Source organism: Photobacterium angustum, assembly GCF_003026365.1.
Taxonomy (GTDB): Bacteria; Pseudomonadota; Gammaproteobacteria; order Enterobacterales; family Vibrionaceae; genus Photobacterium; species Photobacterium angustum.
The window spans coordinates 141,349-159,857 of sequence record NZ_PYOM01000010.1; the positions used below are offsets into that span (position 1 = coordinate 141,349).

Sequence of the window (18,509 nt, forward strand, 5' to 3'; positions counted from 1 at the left end):
AAGTCCAGTAGAAATACTTTTTATCTAACAAAAAGCCAGCATGTTTGCTAATTCATCTTTGTCCAATCGTGATTTATACGTCTCATCTAAAGCCTAAAACCATACTAATCTTATGGTAGAAAAATATATTACGGTGGGTATATTGCTTGAAAACGGGTTACTGATATAAAAAATTGATAATTACAAGATGGGTAGTAGCTTCCACTTGTAAAGTGAGATGATATGAAAGATATAAAAGGTGTTTTTCGAAACCTTGAAAGCATGCTAAGAAAAGCGAGTTGGTTCGATGACGACTGGGAGATATACAACCGCGGCAACTATCTCCAACTCTACAAGGAAAATTGGTTTAATCATCGACAAGGTGGCGTCCACTTTGAGACCTATATTGAAGCGCCTCAAATCAAGCAAAAGGCGTTTCTCGTATGCATGCATGCAGAAGAAGATTGTCCTGAGCAATCTGAATTCATTCGTCGATTTAAACAGCTTGAACGCGAACGAATTAATAGCTGGAAGGGTTATAAAATTTCCGAGTCTAGCTATGGCGTGTGTCAGCGCACCCTGCAATTGAACTTTAAAAATCTCGAACAGCGCATTTATGAAGAGTTTAATAGACTCAGAGCATTGGAATCGAGTATCGATAAAGTATTGCTTGATCTCTAACACGCTCAACTCAGCAACAAGCTGAAGGAATAGATTATGAAGAAACGCAAGAGTCCGTGTATCGATTTGTGTGATTTCTCTAGCCAAAAAGGTTGGTGCCAAGGATGCGGCAGAACTCGGCAAGAGTGCAGCCAGTGGAACTCGATGAAGCCTTATGCTGTTAATGCGCTACAAAAAGAGCTGCGCAAGAGGCTCTCCCAAATGAAGAATTAAGAGCTCAGAGGTTTACTTGATTGGGTAGTTTTCTAACACCTAATATATTAACTTGATTTTAGAATATTAATATTTTCTGAGTTGATCTAAATAGGGCAAATTTTACTAGGAGTAAAGATGACATTATCAAAGAATGAAAAGGTAGATAATTCGGCATCGCAGTTAGCTAGTGAAGAAAAAGCGCCTACAGGGGCAACTGAAACAACGCCAGTCATCATTTACGGTAAGCGTCGTATCAAAGATGACATGTTAGAAGAGTTTAAGAGCCAGTATCAAGTGTTTTCCAAGTCTGTCTACGAGAGCAATCCAGACGTTAAGGCTATCTTTGCATTTCCAGATAAAGAAGACCCATTAGTTTACTGGCATGTTATCTGGGTTAAGAGTGCAAATGCTTTCGCGAACGATTGGGGGCGACCAAGTGAGAGTGAGCCGTTATGGGCCTCTTATAAAAGTACAACAGAAGATCCTGATACATTGATTGTGTATGGTGGTTGGGACAAGGACACGCTTGATAAGACTCAGAATATTCAAGGTGTGCGTTACGATTTTAAGAAATGCATGGCTGGTTTTATTAAAGCTGATGGTGGGGGAGAAGCGGGCCCTGCATTATTTGGATTTACAATGCGCTATGTTAAACCGAACCAGATGAAAGAGTTGGGTGCTTCTTTTCAGACAGTCTGTAATTTGTGGTATGAAAAAATCCCAGGTATCTTGATGGCCGCTGCATTTCCTGATGAAAATACCCCTAATTTAGTCCATGACTTAAGACTCTTTGCCAACCACAATGCATTTTTGGCACATGTAGATAAATCAGATAAAGAGTTAACGGAAGCGATGGGGATTTGGTTTGAAAATTACGACACAAGTATCCCATTCTCAGGTCAGCTTTATGCCGCTAGCACGAAAGATGATGCTCTGCATACAAGCTCTATCAAGCCTAGTTCAACGCCACGAGCCCAGCTTGAAACGTTCCATTTTGGGGAGTCTGGCATGTTGGGTCAGATGCCAAACATGACGAGAAACGACGAGTGAATAATCAACTCTGATGATTAGCAATACTGAACAAATGTAACGGCTTTTTATAGCAATTAAGCCTTACAAATACCATCATTCAGTTATTCACGTTTTTTGTCAGTTATTGGCAGAGTTACTATTGAGCAAGTGCTGAAAAGACTGCAACCCTACGGAAGTGGATTGCAAACGTTGATCTAAGTGTCGGACCAAGCGTGGTAACTTTTGTATCGTTTATAAGCGTACAAAGTAACATTCTCTAGTTATTTAGTTTAATAAAAGCCTTCATAGTCGCTGTATTGTATCGTTTTTTTTGACTTTGATTACTACTCATGTGAGCTCTGCTTCTTATTGGTAATTCAAATAATGAATACATAGATCATGAAACGCTTTGGCTTGAGGGGAAATAGTTCTGTCCGTCAGAGTAAAAATACCTACTTGTCTCTCTAACGGTGGATCGATCAGCGGAATCCAAACCAAGCGTGTCTCGTTGGTTGGGAATGCCAACTTAGGCAGTGTAGTGACACCAATACCGAGTTCCAGAACAGAAAACAAAGAAGTGATGTTCTCAACGGAATATAAAGCTAGTTCGCTGAGCGTACGTGCAGGCGTCGGATCGAGTAGGGTACAGGTTCCGTTTCGAATAAATGGCTGTTCTAACAAGGTCTGCCATTTAATTCCTTCTGTTTGTTGAGCAATAGGGTTATCTCTTAAACACACCACGCCAATGGGATCAGATATTAAGGGGGTAAATTCGATGCCACCTTCATCCAAATGGTAGGGGTTACCAAGCGCTAGGTCGACCTCTCCTGATAACAAGCGGGCTTCGACCCCTGCTGCATTATCATCAATTAAACTGACCTCTACGTTAGGATATTGTTCACAAAATGCACCTAAAACGCTCGGAATGAGTTTTGCTGCAACAGAGGGGACACTGGCAATTCGTACTCGACCTTGCTGCCCAGCGGCGGCTGCTTTTAAGTCGTTATTCAACCCGTTATAGATATTGAGAAACTGCATGATCTTGGGCAAACAGATCTCACCGAAGGGCGTGAGTTTGGATTTATTCCCTACTTCAAACAAGGTTTGACCGAGATTTTTTTCTAGTTCTTTAATCGACGTTGACAGCGCAGCTTGAGAGCGGTTTGCCCTATGTGAGGCCGCTCTAAAACCGCCTTCCTCGACCACCATCACAAAATGCTTTAATTGTTGAAGCTTGATACTCATCTTGAAACCCCTGCAATCCCTTTATTTATAGGATCTGTCATAAGCTGATAGGTTTTATTTATCAAATGTAAGAAATTTACCGTTAGATTTATCGCGTGTCAATGTGCATTATTTAACTATGTTGAAACAAGGTTGTAACAAAGATTGAAGGGCACGTGAATACATCTACGAAAAAATACCCAGTTGAAACGGCATTATTTGCTTCTAAAGCACCACTGGAATGGGCCATCCTTAACAATGGCACGTTATACACGGCGCAAATCCCAATCGATAATACTGGTGCGGTAGTTGCAGGCGGTATTGAAGCGCAAACACACCAAACTTTTAACAATCTCATTCACACCCTTGAGTGCGCGGGCGAGTCGCTTGATTCTGTCCTACAAGTACTTATCTACGTGACGGAACGCGAGTACCTTAAAACGGTAAACCAAGTGTATGCGGAATACTTTGAAGCGCCTTATCCAAACCGCGCAGCCATGGTTGTCGCAGGTCTGGCCCGTGAAGAAATGTTAGTGGAATTTGTAGTTTATGCCTCAGTAAACAAGCCAGAGTAAAGAACAAAAAAACACAGCCAGTTTGGCTTATTAAGTGAGATGAATGAGCTGGTGGAAGACCACTAGACGTCAGGAAGAACAAGGACAGAGCAATGACTTTTATCAATAATGTTCAATCAGAAAAATCCCTCTACATTGCCGGTGAATGGCAATCTGGCATCAACACGATTGCGAATATTAACCCTTCAGACATCAGTGAAAATTTAGGTAACTTTGCTCAGGCGAGTGAAGCGCAAGTTGAACAAGCGATTCAGGCCGCGAAAGTTGCGCAGCCTGAATGGGAAAAAACACCGATTGAACGAAAACAAGCAGTACTACAAGCGATTGGTGATGAGCTGATTGCTCGTTGTGACGAGCTTGGTACATTGCTTTCACGCGAAGAAGGCAAACCATTTGCAGAAGGTCGAGGCGAAATCTACCGTGCTGGACAATTCTTCCAATACTTTGCGGCTGAAGTGCTTCGTCAAATTGGCGATAACGCAGCTTCTGTCCGTCCAGGTGTTTCCGTTGAGGTGACTCGTGAAGCTGTCGGCGTTATCGCCATCATTTCCCCTTGGAACTTCCCAACAGCGACTGCCGCTTGGAAAATCGCACCAGCTCTTGCGTTTGGTAACAGTGTAGTCTGGAAGCCGGCGAACTTAACACCAGCAAGTGCGGTTGCACTGACTGAGATTATCCATCGACAAGGCTTACCAGCAGGTACATTCAACCTGGTGTTAGGCAGTGGTACGCAAGTAGGTAACACCCTAATCCATTCGAAAGATGTCAACGGAGTGAGCTTTACAGGTTCTGTTGATACGGGGCGTAAAGTCGCGGCGGCAACAGCGCCAAACTTTGTCCGCTGCCAACTTGAGATGGGAAGCAAAAATGCACTCGTAGTTGCCGATGATGCTGATATTCACATCGCAGTTGAAGCGACTATTGCAGGCTCTTTCTCTGGTGCAGGTCAAAAGTGTACGGCTTCATCCCGTTTAGTTGTAATGGATGGAATTCATGATGCGTACGTTGAAGCACTGATTAAGAGAATGAGCGAACTAAAAGTCGGCCATGCATTAGAAGAAGGTATCTTCATGGGACCTGTGGTGGATGGTAACCAATTGGAAGCTAACTTTGTGTGGATAGATAAGGCATGCAAAAGTGGTGCGGAATTGGCATTTGGTGGCGAGCGATTAAACCTCAAAAATGAAGGCTTTTATATGTCGCCAACCCTGTTCCTCAACACGCAAAATAGCTGGGAAGTGAACCAAGAAGAAGTATTCGCACCTATGGCAAGTGTAATTCGCGTGTCGGATCTCGATGAAGCTATTGCCGTGGCGAACGATACTCGCTTTGGTTTGACGGGCGGCATTATCACACAAAGTCTCCGCAGCAGCGCTATTTTTAAACAACAAGTACAAACTGGCTGTGTGATGGTCAACCTTCCAACTGCGGGGACGGATTATCACGTACCGTTTGGCGGTCGAAAAGAATCAAGTTTTGGTCCACGCGAGCAAGGTCAATACGCAAAAGAATTCTACACCGTGGTGAAAACCGCTTATCAACGCCCTTACTAAGTGACATAGCGCAGCCAAGTATGCGCTTCCACCTTAAAGACAAACTAATGTTTAAGGAGTGGTTATGTATCAACAACGGATTGTGATTGATGGATTGCAGTATTGCAATTGGGATAGAGAATACTTTCAGACACTAAAAGCCAGTGGTATCACCGCCGTGCATGCAACGATCGTTTATCACGAAAATGCACGAGAAACGTTAACTCGCTTTGCTGAATGGAACCTTCGCTTCGAGCAACACGCAGACCTCATTATGCCAATCTATTCCATGGCCGATGTAGAGAAAGCGAAGGCAGAAGGAAAAGTAGGGATTTTCTTTGGTGCGCAAAACTGTTCTCCAATTGATGATGAAATTGGTCTGATTGAAGTGATGCGTCGTCAAGGTTTGTTGATTATGCAGCTGACCTACAACAATCAAAGTTTGTTAGCGACAGGGTGCTATGAGCAAAATGATTCCGGTGTGACTCGCTTTGGTAAGCAAGCTATCGAAGAGATGAACCGTGTCGGGATGATCATCGATATGTCACACAGTGCGGAGCGCTCGACATTGGAAGCGATTGACCTCTCTTCCCGTCCAATTTGCATTAGCCATGCAAACCCAACGTTTGCCCATGATGCTCTGCGTAATAAATCTAACGACGTTATCAAAGCACTAACGGAACGCGATGGTTTGATTGGCTTTAGTTTGTACCCTTTCCATTTGCCAAATGGTAGCCAATGTACGCTTGAAGATTTTTGTCAAATGGTCGCCAAAGCCGCCGATTTGTTTGGCGTGGAGCATCTGGGTATTGGGAGTGATCTATGTCTAAATCAGCCGCAAAAAGTCCTTGAGTGGATGCGTAATGGTCGTTGGTCAAAAACGATGGATTATGGTGAAGGTTCGGCAAGTAATTCTGGTTGGCCCGATGCACTGCCTTGGTTTTGCGGTAGTAAGGGGATGGAGAATATCTATAACGGACTGATGCGTAATGGATTCAGTGAATCTGAGGCAGGAAAAATACTGGGTGAGAACTGGTTTAACTTCTTGGAAAAAGGTCTAGAGGCCAAGCTATAGGTTGTAACCGTATCAAAGAATTACCCGCCACCAATACAATAATAAAGCGGGCGTAAAGTCACTTTGTGTCGCCGTTAAGGCAGCTGCAATAAACTTCTGGAGTCAGAGCATGTCCAATATAACCAATAGCACGAAAGCTTCTTCGCTGAGCGTGTCACCAAAGAAACCACAAGCTAAACGCAACGGCATTTCAGCAAAAGAAAACCCAATGGATAAGTTGGGGTTGAGCAATCCAGCACTTTGGTACAGTGGCGGCTTTATAGCACTTTTTGTAGCAATTGCACTTTATGATGGTGAGTTGTTATCCATGTTGGTGAACACAGGATTTGCGTGGTCAGTAAAAATCTTGGGGCCATATTGGCAGTTATTACTTCTTCTAACTTTTCTTATTGGTCTTGGTTTGGCTGCTGGGCGAACAGGCAAGGTGATTTTAGGTGGCACGACTAAACCTGAGTTGGACGGTTTTCGTTGGGTGGCGATTATTTTCTGTACTTTACTCGCCGGTGGTGGTGTGTTTTGGGCGGCAGCTGAGCCAATCGCTCATTACGTCAGTCCTCCGCCTTTGTATGGTGTACAAGATAATCCTCAGCAGGGAGCAGTAAACGCACTATCACAATCTTTTATGCACTGGGGTTTTCTCGCTTGGTCCATTGTTGGTAGCTTAACTTCTATCGTGGTTATGCACTTACATTACGACAAAGGTTTGCCACTCAAGCCACGAATTCTACTATATCCAGTGCTGGGCGAGCGTGCATTGAAAGGCCAAATAGGTGCTTTGATTGACGCGTGCTGCATCATTGCAGTTGCAGCAGGTACTATTGGCCCAATTGGCTTCTTAGGACTACAGGTTAGTTATGCGTTAAATGCATTGTTTGATATTCCTGATGGTTTCACAACACAGCTAATCATTACTCTCTTTGCTATCGTGCTTTATACCGTTTCTGCGCTGAGCGGTCTGAACCGCGGTATGCAAATGTTGAGTCGTTACAACGTTATCTTAGCGGTTGCTCTAATGGCTTACATCCTACTGTTTGGCCCAACAGGCTTTATTTTCAACGTTTACATCCAAGGTGTGGGCACCATGCTGGATAACTTTATCCCTATGGCGACTTACCGCGGTGATGAAGGTTGGTTGAGCTGGTGGACGGTATTCTTCTGGGGCTGGTTCCTCGGCTATGGCCCAATGATGGCAATTTTTATTGCTCGCATTTCGCGTGGACGGACTATTCGCCAAATAATTACAACCATTAGCATCGTTGCACCACTGACTACATGCTTCTGGTTCACGATTGTTGGAGGTTCAGGTCTGGCGTTTGAAATCGCGAACCCTGGTAGCGTGAGTTCGGCATTTGAAGGCTTTAACTTACCTGGGGCTTTACTTGCTGTAACGCAACAACTGCCGATGCCGATGTTAATTTCTATTTTATTCCTTGTGTTAACGACTATTTTCATCGTGACCACAGGAGACTCGATGACTTACACCATCAGTGTCGTGATAAGTGGTGAAACAGAACCCAATGCCTTCATTCGTGCATTCTGGGGGGTAGCGATGGGTGTAACCGCGCTGATTCTGATTTCTCTAGGCTCGGGGGGCATTTCGGCCTTGCAATCTTTCATTGTGATCACTGCCGTGCCTGTCTCCTTAATCTTACTGCCGTCACTTTGGAATGCACCGCAGATCGCCATCAATATGGCAAAGGAACAGGGGTTATAAGTCGCTAGAAAGCGATAACCAGTGATTTAGAAACAGTACTTAAAAAATGTTTTAAAAAAAACAATAACGTGGAGCTTGTGCGGGTTAATCCTGCTGACCCGTAAAAGTCTATATTCTTACAATAAAAATAGGTGGTGAGCGAAATGGATGCACATCGTACTACTTACACTGAAACAACGCTTCGCAACGCTGCTATTGTGATGGCGCCAGATAGGTTAGGGGCTATGCATCAAAACCGAATCAGCTTTGTGAGAAGTTTGATTCGAAAGATGGCAAACCAAGAATGGCAAGTCAGTAAACATGAATGGCAATTATGCCCACGTGGCTTTGGTTATGTTATTTATAAAATCGAAACGCCTGAACATGTGTATCACTTAGTTGTCTTTTGCGATGAGATTGCCGATGAAGATCGTAATGATCGCGTTATAGCCGAGAAATGGGACGTTACTTTTGCTTTTGTAAAAGGGGATGTCCATGTTGAGCTTTTAGAGCGGCTGAGAGCCAATGTGCCATTACAAGAAGCAGGACGTAATCCTAACAACGTACTTGTTCTTGCTCGTGCTAACAAAAGCACTCGTGTGTTTGAGCACCTAGTTACTGAATTGGCAAAAGGTGAGCAGCCAGATCCTAATGTACTTGCAGAGGTTGGCTACATACTGAGAACGACAGCCGTATACGGAAACGGTAAGTTTGGTATCGCAGATTTTAAGCTGTTAGAGAACAATCCCGATTTTAACCAATCCTTTAGTGCGCAAATGTGTGCGGTGTACATACTTAGAGGGTTCAGCCTCGATTGGGTACATTATCTAGCTCAACAAAAAGGTGGAGATAAAGCTATTGCTCTGCACAAAGGGCTACAACGTTATCTTGGTATAGGGAATGCAACAGGATTAGGGATGGCGCCTTATCTTATCAATCACCCTTGTATCGTTGACCAATGGATGACGTCCCGTGAACGTGCTATTGCTCAAGTATTGGCGATGCCTTGTGAGATCCGACAAGAAGCACCACTGACATCATTATTGGCAAAAGCGCAGCGCCACCTAGAGCAGGTAATCACCATTAATGAACATCAAGACCAACTGAATCACAAAGCGATAGAAGACATTCAAGCATTGCAAACAAACCTGAGCGCCTTGATGACGAAACACGTGAACTGGGCAAGCTTGATAAAACAAACAACAACGATGAGTTTGGAAGCTCAAGAAATTCTAACGTCATGTTTGATAGAGCTTTACCCTGCTTTAGTTGACGAATTTGAAAACCAAATGAACAGCGATGAATCGCTGTCCATTCCTGGTGGCAAAAGCGTTCAAGATGTTTCGCAAATACTAGAGGGTAAATACCGTTGGTCGATTGATACGGACTATTCGTTACCAGAGAACAACTATTGGTTCTGGTATCGCTCGCAAGATAAAGAGGAACCGAGGTTAGGTGTTCGTGGCGATGAGATTGGCGAAGAACGTGAGTTGCCGCTTGATATCGGGCGACAAGTAAACCGCCTCTATCATGTACTGCGGTCGTGCCAGTCAGACACATCATTGGCAGAGTTCTTATTAGAACATCCTCAGTATCGTGCAATCACTCGTCGTGTGTGGACGCTTGGCAATAGAGAAATGGGTGATATCCAAATGAACGTACTTCGTAAGGATGCACTACCAATGCATTTGCTGCGCTGTAAGCTAGCGATGTTTGGTGCTACAAAGTTTGACCCGAGGTCGGATCGGTGGGTGCGTGTGACCTTTTATCAAGGCGCACCACTGTTAGATGAAATCAACGATCCTGAGTATACAGATACGTGGATTTTTCCAACCATGCCTGAGCGTGAAAATATCGCGCGAAGCGACAATCAAAAAATCGATGGAGGTTTTGCATTATGATCGTTTCTCACAATGAACTAGTTTCTGCGGTAAACAAAGCCTTTCTTGGTATGCGTCGCCATTGTGGTGAGGCGGATGTGATTGCTAATATGGTGGCGGATCTGCAAATGGTTGGTTTACACGGTGTACGTCACTTCAACAACGCCAGTTTGTTCCTTAATCTAGATTTGGACTGCGCAGTGACCTTCGTTGTCAATACAGACTCATCCATTGAAGTTGACTTGCATAATGGCAGTGTTGCATGTCATTTACCTGCGGTGTTGGACTTTGCGTTAGAAAAAATGGTGAAGAGTAAGTCTGTCACCATTACGCTAAAACAATGCCACAACCGTTGGTTAGCATTTAGTGAGTTAGCTCGACTGTCTTCCAAGGGGATAGCCTGTCGTACACAATGGGTGAATGGCACCAGTCCGAAACGTACCTTGTATGTGTTAAACCGAGGTCATATCGCACCGGAAGTCTACTTCTCTGATGTTATAGAAGGGTATGCTGCGGATTACCATAACATGATTATAGAGATCTCGACCAACGACTTTAACCTTGACGAGAGTGCGCAAGGTTACGCTATTCATATCGAAAGTGAAGAGCTAAGGCGTGCACAAAAAGTATCATGGGAAGAGGGCATTTTTGTTGAGGATGCAGAGTGGGAAATCTTAAAACAAACCGCCACAGTGTTCCTTGTCGAGAATAGTGAGCGTTCTATTCATGGTGCTGGTGAATTTGCTTGATATTGTCCCTTTGACAAAGTAATTAAGAGGCTGCCTTTTCGGCTGTCTCTTGAACGCTAGTTAGGTTAGTCAAGAGACTTAGCACGTTCATGTTCTTCAAAATATAGTAACTTAACAAAGTGTTTAAGACGGATACCCAACTCATAGTGTTTTCGGCTTACTTCAATTTAACCTTATATCACAATGGTTTAGGTAGGGTGGTTACGGTGCTCACCACTTAACGCTGCTAATAGACTCCCCCTGTTATTAAACATCAGCTAAACTTTTCGCTTTAGGCTCTAAAGTATATAGAAGCGTTGTTCAAAAAATAAAGTTGATTACTTTTCCTAATATAAGCAACCTGAATAGAGCAAACGTTCTAACTAACTTTGGACAGAAATGAGTTTGATAACACTGCATTATTCAATTTCTATCAGTAGAGAAACAACGTGCTATATAAGAACATAACTTTCTTTCTGTTCATCCACATAAACTTAGATATTAATTGTTAATGTTACACTTTTAGCCACATGGAACATATTCTCTTTAAAACTGCCTGATTAATATACCTTACTCTCAAGCGAGAAAATCGATTTAAAAAAGATAAAATTTATTAATTAACGCGGCATAAAAAAAGCAGCGTGAAACGCCGCTTTTAATATGTCATTTGCGACTATATTTTATGCGCCACTGAAATGGTATGTCTCATCAATATTATATGTCAGCTTGGTAAATAATGTATTTTCAAGCTCACGAGCCGTAGCCATAGCTTGCTGTGTAACTTGTTGTTCGAAATTATTTAATAGTATCTGGGCCTGTTTAGGGTCCGTTTTTACTAATTCCAAATATTGATTTTCTGTATCTTTCATTAAATTAGCTTGTTTTTCCTCGAAATTTTTATAAGCAGCTTTTACTATTGGTGCAAATTCATTGTAATTAGTCATCGTTAATGTCTGTACTTTCCGCAATTGCCAATAAGCAGAGATATTATCTGCCTTTGTACCAACCCCTGTTTTGTATATGGCTGGAATTTCAGCCCCTTGATAGAATGCAATATAAGGTGTTAAATCCGTCATCCCCCAGCCAATATAAGCAACTTCACCAATTGACTTAGGTAAATTTGGTCTTACTTGTAAAATATGGGACTGATATGCACGAAATACTGAAATTGGTCGATATAACTCTTTAGGATTGCTATTAGCATAAGGATCATGACTCGAACCTTGATAATGATCTCTTAGCCCTTTTTTTACATCATTAACACTAAGCTTCTCACTTGGTGACTTAAATACAGGAAACTGTAACGGCTTATCTAAGGTTGTTTTTATTTGATCGTTATAGAGATGCTGGAGTTCATAAACACGAGGGTAGTTATAATTAATATCATTTACATCATCAACAGAGTATATTTTATGAAAATTAAATTCATTATCTTTATCAGGATCGTATAATCCATTTTTTTGAGCAAACTTGACCAAGTCAGGGCTAGATAGATAATTATCTTTATCATTAAGATCTATTTTTTGCAGACGCCCCTGATTTGCTGAAACAAAATACTTATCATTTTCTATTTTTGTAGCCATCCATTGATGACCACTGCCTGTTTCTAAATACCAAATGCCGTCTCGATCAACAAAAGCAACACCAAACCCTTCTGCTGCACCTTTATCTTCTATAATTTTGCCTAGAATTTCTACTCCTTCTTTAGCTGAGTGAATACGAGGTAAGATTACGTTTACTATAGAATCTTCATTAATTCCTGTTGCTTCATTATAAGGGTCAACTTTCAGTAACTTAGGGTTATTATAAATTGTTTCTGTTGCTGACATGCCAATGCCAAGTTCATTAAAACCTGCAGAACCAAAAGATTTATCGTTTGTTTTAGCTTTAGAGAAGCTACTAAATCCAAGACTATTCTTCGGCAAAGCATAAGTAAATCCGTTACTAGTCGATTTAAATTCACCACCTTCATTAGTTTGTGGCTGATGATAAAACCAGTGCTGATTAACAAGTGAACTATGATCCGCATTTCTTGCAATTATAAAACTACCATCAGAAGATGCTTCACTACCAACTAAGATAGTTGTACAAGCAAATGTTGAAGATGTCATACAAGCAGCAGTAAGGATGCTGATTAATTTAATTTTCATTTATTACTCCCTATAAATATTCTCCATAATAATATTTCAGAGGAAATAAATGATTTGCGCAAAATATCACATAGAGTAATTTTATATGAAAATATTTATACCTATTATCATTAAATATAATTGAGTGGATTTTAGGGTTTCTGAGCTTTAAAATTCTTTTTACGGTTAAGATAATGGTTATATAAATATAACAATCGGTTAAAATTTTATTTCACTTTGTTAATTTAATTTGAAAATTAAATATATTAGTTGTTATGATTGATGTTTGTGTTGTTAAATATCCCTATCCTTAAGTTAATTCAAATTTTTTGCGTTAGAAACGGATTTATTATTTTATGAATACCTAAAAGTGTAACGTTAACTATAGTCGTTAATATTTAAAGTAATGTGGATGAAATAAATATAGCTTTGTTCTTATATGGATTGGGTTTATTTACTAAAAAGTGAATAATTTAATTCGAGTACGATGTTATCTATTAAGATATTATCGATAGAAAACGGGTATAGCGTTTAGTTTGCCACTCGAAAGCAATCTAATGTTATATCTATCGTAAACAACATATTAAGAGTTAATTTATGGGACTACCTAGATATATAAATAATCAAAATTCTTATTCTTGGATGATAGAGATAAAGTATTTAATTTAACAGATATGTATGCTGCTTTTAACGCGGGGTGTTTATCAAGTAATAAACGTTATGAATTGTCTAAAAAAGGCATAGCTTATGGCGTTATACTTCTTGTGCTTGTCAAAGGCGTACAACGACATTCTTTCATAGTTACTAAGTGTGATAAAAAGTTTAATGGAGATAATTTAGAGAGATTCTTGCATGAACAATATCATTTAAGTGAAAGAAAAATTGCGTATATTAGTTGAAAACTTCTTACTATGGCCAACGATAATTTAAACGAGGACTAACAATGTTTATTGTATCTTTAACTTATATTAGTGAAATGTCTGAAGTTGATAAGTACCTTGAAGATCATATTGAGTACCTAAACAAGTACTACGAGTTAGGTATTTTCATAGCTTCAGGTAGAAAAGTTCCCCGCACTGGTGGGATTATTCTTGCACAAGCTGAAAATCGCAGTGAACTAGAGACAATACTAAACAATGACCCTTTTAAAATTTATAATCTAGCCAATTACGAACTAACAGAGTTTGTACCAAGCAAGACAGCTCCTGAGCTTGCCTTTTTAATCAATTAATACTTCAAGTAAACCTAAATTGAGAAAAATGAGTTAAACGGACTTATCAGTAAACTAGTTAATGTCCAAATGTGAGTTAGCGATTCTACGATATTGTTATGATTATTATCATTACGCTAACCATCAAACGAATGTTTCAAGCTGTATATTTATCTCGCTCATAGACAAAAAAGCGAACCTTATGGGTTCGCTTTTTGATTTTGCTATAAGCTAACGGACGTAATTCGTATCTCAAATAGGTGTTATAAGTGAATAAAGATTGTGACAACCGTTCAAGCAAAATCATAAGGTTACAATAAATGATTTGGCAATAAAGTTTGTGACTATCAAGCAAAACGTATTAGCTTATGAAGGTCGTTATGTTAATGAAGTTTGTGACAAATCCATGTGACCGCGAGATGAAGAAAGGAAATATTGTTAAAAAACAAGTTTGCTCAGGTTGTGGTACTGATACAGAGATATGTTGTCTCAAATCAATTGTGTGTCAAATTTGATTAGGTTGCAGCACACCATGAGATGCAACTTGCTGAATTGGCGATATATATACAGGTATGCTGACTCATACTCGATCGAACAAGTTAGGATGAATAACTTGGCCTAATCGGGCAACCTATAACGAAGAGTGGCTGACTTGCTATCAAGCTTTGGTCGGATTGTCAGTTCAGGCTAAGTGGGTTGGTCATTTTCGTTGAGTTAATGGCACCTTTAATTGGCTTCTACCATGTGAATTAGTGGCAACCGGCAAATGCTCATACAACCATTCCTTATCGTGCTTAAACAACCATGTATAACTAGCCCGAGCAACAGTTTGTACCTGTTTTCTTGTTGGTACTTCGAGGTCTTCTATTGTTTGAAGTAGGTTAGTTCTGTGTTCACCACGTTTGCGGTAGAATCGTATCTTCCTTCGCAATTCTTTCAATTCAGGGTAAGCTCCCAACTCTTGTTCTACCGCACCTACGGAGCATCCAATAGCTTTGGCTATGTCCTGTGTGGATTTTCCTATCACCAACAGTTGCCGGATAGCGCATCTTTGTGCTTCAAATAGTTTTTGAGCTCGACGGTTGATCTCTATGCCATGCCTTAGAGCAATGCGTTTTACTGTTGTCACGCTCCCGCCAAGCGTTTGCGTGACTTGGCGAAGGCTTTTTCCATTATGAAGCTGAAAAAGAACTTGTTGCTGATAATCTAACTCAGCTAAGTCTTTTGATTTGTTTGGTTTTCTTTTGTGGAGTTCGTTAAGCTTTTTATGTATCGCGTCTGCTGTTTGGTAATAGTTCGCGAATTCAGACACCGAATTGAATAGCGCTCCTATCATCAGCAGATGTTTCAGTGGATGGTGCTGAGCTGCGATGCCCCTTACCATGCAGGACGGAAATTGTAGACCATTGCCAAGGTCAAACACGGACTTTATTGAAGGTTCTTTAAGCACTGGTAGCCAATAATTTTCTAGTTCTTTTCTCCAGGCATCTTGTCGTACCTTTAACCCAATAGAGGCATAGCCTTTTTCTGCAAGGCGAACACGATAACAGTATGCCACTTTGCCACTATCAAGTGCTTTCATGTTTGAGTAGAGCAACTCTGTACTGAGTTGTGCCAAGCGAACTGCGGCCAGAGGAGCGATAGATAGATGAGTGGTCTTGTCCGTTTGTGGCGGGAGCAGCAATCGACTTCGTGTTCTGACCATACTGCAAAGAAGAACGCGATGATGTGCACAGGCAACAACGCCGGGAAGCTGATGTTCCATGTGCCATATGGTTACGCCATGGTATTTGTAATCACGAGCGGCACATATGGGGCAGAATCTTATATCTGTTGGCTCAACCACTCGGTTGGCCACAATTGATAATCGGGCGTAAACACTGTGTGTATCCCCACTTACCATATCTGCCACAACTTGTTCGAAAACACTAATATCAGTGAAAAGCCGGAAGTAGCCAATTGCTGTGTGTTTTCCAATCAGTTCAACAACAGGCTGGTGTGATAGTCTGGAGAGAGGTTCAGCATAGCTGGGCAATAATGAGGTTAACTGCCTATAACCATCGCCAATCAGGTGTTTTAGTGCAACGCGGTTTGACGGCATGCCCGAGCGAAGCCCCCAACGAGCTAACCAGCTATATAGGGATTCATCGTCAAAAAGTTCGGGGCTAAAGACCAACATAACAACCTCGCTGTTATTATCTGTTTGGTTAATTTATCTGCCTTATCAAATCACTATCGAGTCCCAGAAACTTCAACATCAATAGCATATTTATAGGAGGCACTTGTCTGTCACGAAAAGCGACAGAAACAAGTTTTAGCATTTGATTTCCCTGCTTAAATGTATCTTCTCGACTTAGCATGAAATATTGCGATAAGACGTCATCAGATAGCCATGTTTGAAAATCCCGTTGAATAGCGGCGACTTGAGCTCTTGTCGCAACCGGCAAATTTGAGGGGAGCGATTCGAAGCCAATCTGTTGTCTCATTAGCTTAAGTAAATGCTGCCGGTTAATCTTAAGTCCGTGGGTTTGTAACCCAAAGCTCACACCGTCCAACCATTGGGTTAGGGGGGATTGCTTTGGTTCTAGCTGTATTACTTCGCTATGGCATGTACGACAACGACCATTAATAGGAGGAAGCCAGTGTTTCTGAAAGTGCTGATACGAAAAACCACAATTTTCACAATGAGTTAGTAATGGTGTATTGTGGCGATAACAGCAAACCATCGAGGGTATCTGGTGAAAGGTATGCCAGTAGGCCACTCCAAACTCTTCAAAATCGGATTCGGCGCAGTGTAAGCACCAACGCCAACGGTGAGCATGGCGCACGCGGTTTTGTTGCATTGGCTGTACTTTAGTAGTACCTAACTCCTCGCATCTTTTCCTAATCAGTGCTATTTCTGAATATTGCAAAAAAGGGGCATAGTAGGGTACCAGTGTATGGTGCTGTAACAATTTTTCCCAATTGATCGTCGCAGCATAGTGACTGGCCAAATCATGATAGATAGGCCGCCAAATCGCCGCAGGCGTAAGATTTCCCACATTGGCCGACAACGCCCTTGCCGTCATAAGAAAATCGTTGCGACCAGTGAAGTCAAACCAACGAGCGAGCACACTCAGCAGATGCTCATTGGGGAAGGGAGCTGGTAAACAATGCCTAGTCATTCAAACCCTCGTCGAAACCCTGAAGAAAGTCTTTCTGCGACATGTGCTCATTGACACCCATGATTAAGCGTTCAGCATGCTCCGTCTTAATTACGTTGGGTGTCTTTTTAGAGAGTTTCTTTTGCTCCTTCTTCATATCCTGGTTGCTATAGACAGTTTTTTGGGTCTCAGCTCGAATCGAATCTTCATATCCCAACTTATCCCCTCGTCGGTATTGTGCTAGCGCCGGATCAATCAAATTAAATTGGTTTTTATAGACACGATTTAGTAGGTTCACATCATAGGTTTGATATCCACTCGCTCCAGCCACTGTTTTGCTGAGTAAGGTTAAAAGGGTTTCGTGGTGAAGTAGTGCCAAGCGGATCATTACCGCAGGCAGCCCACAGCTCAATTGGTGAAACCTATTACGGAATGCCATAACATCACTTCCATTGACATCGTAAATCAGCCCCGTAGGGAATAGGGTGTCGAATAACGTATTAAAATACTCAGAATTGACGCCGTGGTTAGAAAACTGAAATGCTCTATCGTTTAGCATCCTTCGTACGGTCGTCATATCTGGACCGATGCGGTGATCACCTGTCTCTAAGGTATCAAAAAGAGCCACACCTTCTGCGGTACTGCTCTGCACAATTGGAACACCGATTTTATTGAATAGGCTTTCGAGGATCTGAAGTGAAGGCGAGTTGGGGGTTTTGGCGTAGGCCAGCATGAACTGGAGTTCATCCACGTGCGCAAGCCCAAGATTGTGCTCGGCGGCCACTTGCTGCATACCAGACAGATGCTTATCAATGGAGTCTTTTTGACGTTCATCCCATTCAGCAGCATAATCAGTCCCAAGTGCGATATCCACGGCGCGAAAAAAGTTTGCAGCCATAGCTTTTGGCGCACCATTTGGTGGTAAGTCAAAGCTCACCCAAGTTAGTTGCTTATTGGCAAAGTGTCGCCCTCTGTAGTTTATGTGATGAATGACTTGAGGGATTTTCCTCAATAAGGTGCGAATCGTTGTGGTTTTCCCTGTTCCAGAATCGCCTGAAATCAGTACCGATGGTGCGGTTGTCAGCCCAACTGGTACTCCTTTAGTAAATCGACCTTTGCGGAGTTCCTCTGCAATATTCGTTTTCTGGAGGATCATCTCGCGTGAAAACGGATTGCGTCGAGTGTATGAGTAGAGGATCAATCCTAACAGTTTGTTGTAAAGGTTCCAGGCCTGGGGTAGGGGCTGATGTACATCCGTTAACTGGCGAAGCTGAGTCATTTGATAAATCGGTGGCAGAGACCAAAAGTTTTGCTGAATTTTCGGAGTGCAAGTAATTTCTCGGAGGAACGCCTTCTTATCCAGCTCTACTGTAATGGCTTCGGTTAGAGGGTTACCATTGAGATTTTCGTCTAGGTGTGGCTGATAATTTGCTTCGATTTCAATCATGTTGGCT

Annotated in this window: 15 protein-coding genes; 10 read left to right on the forward strand and 5 right to left on the reverse strand. The window is 41.8% G+C overall.

The window, feature by feature from the left end:
* Positions 1-222: 222 nt before the first annotated feature.
* The 3 genes from CTN01_RS12250 (at position 223) to CTN01_RS12260 (ending at position 1,905) form a co-directional block, all read left to right on the forward strand.
* Entirely contained in the window at positions 223-660 is a 438-nt protein-coding gene (locus tag CTN01_RS12250) for a hypothetical protein (protein ID WP_045149367.1), read from the forward strand.
* A 36-nt stretch (positions 661-696) separates the two neighbouring features.
* Complete coding sequence (locus tag CTN01_RS12255; RefSeq protein ID WP_045149366.1) at positions 697-873, forward strand: DUF1289 domain-containing protein; 177 nt, start codon at positions 697-699, stop codon at positions 871-873.
* Between the two features lie 117 nt (positions 874-990).
* A complete protein-coding gene (locus CTN01_RS12260; protein WP_045149364.1) occupies positions 991-1,905 on the forward strand; it encodes a hypothetical protein in 915 nt (304 codons plus the stop codon).
* A gap of 327 nt (positions 1,906-2,232) precedes the next feature.
* On the opposite strand, the gene CTN01_RS12265 is transcribed toward CTN01_RS12260, so the two are convergent.
* Positions 2,233-3,111, reverse strand: a complete 879-nt coding sequence (locus tag CTN01_RS12265; protein ID WP_045149363.1) for a LysR family transcriptional regulator — start codon at positions 3,109-3,111, stop codon at positions 2,233-2,235.
* A 155-nt stretch (positions 3,112-3,266) separates the two neighbouring features.
* On the opposite strand from CTN01_RS12265, the gene CTN01_RS12270 reads away from it, so the two are divergent.
* From CTN01_RS12270 to CTN01_RS12295, 6 genes are all read left to right on the forward strand, one after another.
* The gene (locus CTN01_RS12270) at positions 3,267-3,665 is read left to right on the forward strand and encodes a RidA family protein (RefSeq protein WP_045149362.1); all 399 of its coding nucleotides are present in this window, start codon (positions 3,267-3,269) and stop codon (positions 3,663-3,665) included.
* 92 nt (positions 3,666-3,757) lie between these two features.
* A complete protein-coding gene (locus CTN01_RS12275; protein WP_045149361.1) occupies positions 3,758-5,218 on the forward strand; it encodes an aldehyde dehydrogenase family protein in 1,461 nt (486 codons plus the stop codon).
* A gap of 64 nt (positions 5,219-5,282) precedes the next feature.
* Entirely contained in the window at positions 5,283-6,272 is a 990-nt protein-coding gene (locus CTN01_RS12280; RefSeq protein ID WP_045149360.1) for a membrane dipeptidase, read from the forward strand.
* A gap of 109 nt (positions 6,273-6,381) precedes the next feature.
* A complete protein-coding gene (locus tag CTN01_RS12285) occupies positions 6,382-7,986 on the forward strand; it encodes a BCCT family transporter (RefSeq protein WP_045149359.1) in 1,605 nt (534 codons plus the stop codon).
* Between the two features lie 143 nt (positions 7,987-8,129).
* The gene (locus tag CTN01_RS12290) at positions 8,130-9,866 is read left to right on the forward strand and encodes a hypothetical protein (RefSeq protein ID WP_045149358.1); all 1,737 of its coding nucleotides are present in this window, start codon (positions 8,130-8,132) and stop codon (positions 9,864-9,866) included.
* Positions 9,863-10,594: a DUF3726 domain-containing protein gene (locus CTN01_RS12295; RefSeq protein WP_045149356.1), complete on the forward strand. Its 732-nt coding sequence runs from the start codon at positions 9,863-9,865 to the stop codon at positions 10,592-10,594. Before CTN01_RS12290 ends, CTN01_RS12295 begins: the two co-directional genes overlap by 4 nt.
* A gap of 659 nt (positions 10,595-11,253) precedes the next feature.
* Here CTN01_RS12295 and CTN01_RS12300 read toward each other — a convergent pair.
* Positions 11,254-12,723, reverse strand: a complete 1,470-nt coding sequence (locus CTN01_RS12300; protein ID WP_045149354.1) for a C69 family dipeptidase — start codon at positions 12,721-12,723, stop codon at positions 11,254-11,256.
* A gap of 922 nt (positions 12,724-13,645) precedes the next feature.
* Between CTN01_RS12300 and CTN01_RS12310 the strand changes: the two genes are divergently transcribed.
* Positions 13,646-13,933 carry a YciI family protein gene (locus CTN01_RS12310; RefSeq protein ID WP_045149350.1) on the forward strand — a complete coding sequence of 96 codons (288 nt, stop codon included), beginning with the start codon at positions 13,646-13,648 and terminating at the stop codon, positions 13,931-13,933.
* Between the two features lie 679 nt (positions 13,934-14,612).
* On the opposite strand, the gene CTN01_RS12315 is transcribed toward CTN01_RS12310, so the two are convergent.
* The 3 genes from CTN01_RS12315 to CTN01_RS12325 are packed head-to-tail and all read right to left on the reverse strand — an operon-like array spanning position 14,613 to position 18,502.
* Positions 14,613-16,091, reverse strand: coding sequence for a TnsD family Tn7-like transposition protein (locus tag CTN01_RS12315; protein ID WP_045149349.1), 1,479 nt, complete (start codon positions 16,089-16,091; stop codon positions 14,613-14,615).
* A 28-nt stretch (positions 16,092-16,119) separates the two neighbouring features.
* A complete protein-coding gene (locus tag CTN01_RS12320) occupies positions 16,120-17,076 on the reverse strand; it encodes a TniQ family protein (RefSeq protein WP_045149348.1) in 957 nt (318 codons plus the stop codon).
* The gene (locus CTN01_RS12325; RefSeq protein WP_045149347.1) at positions 17,069-18,502 is read right to left on the reverse strand and encodes an ATP-binding protein; all 1,434 of its coding nucleotides are present in this window, start codon (positions 18,500-18,502) and stop codon (positions 17,069-17,071) included. The genes CTN01_RS12320 and CTN01_RS12325 overlap by 8 nt, the downstream gene beginning before the upstream one ends.
* Positions 18,503-18,509: the final 7 nt, after the last annotated feature.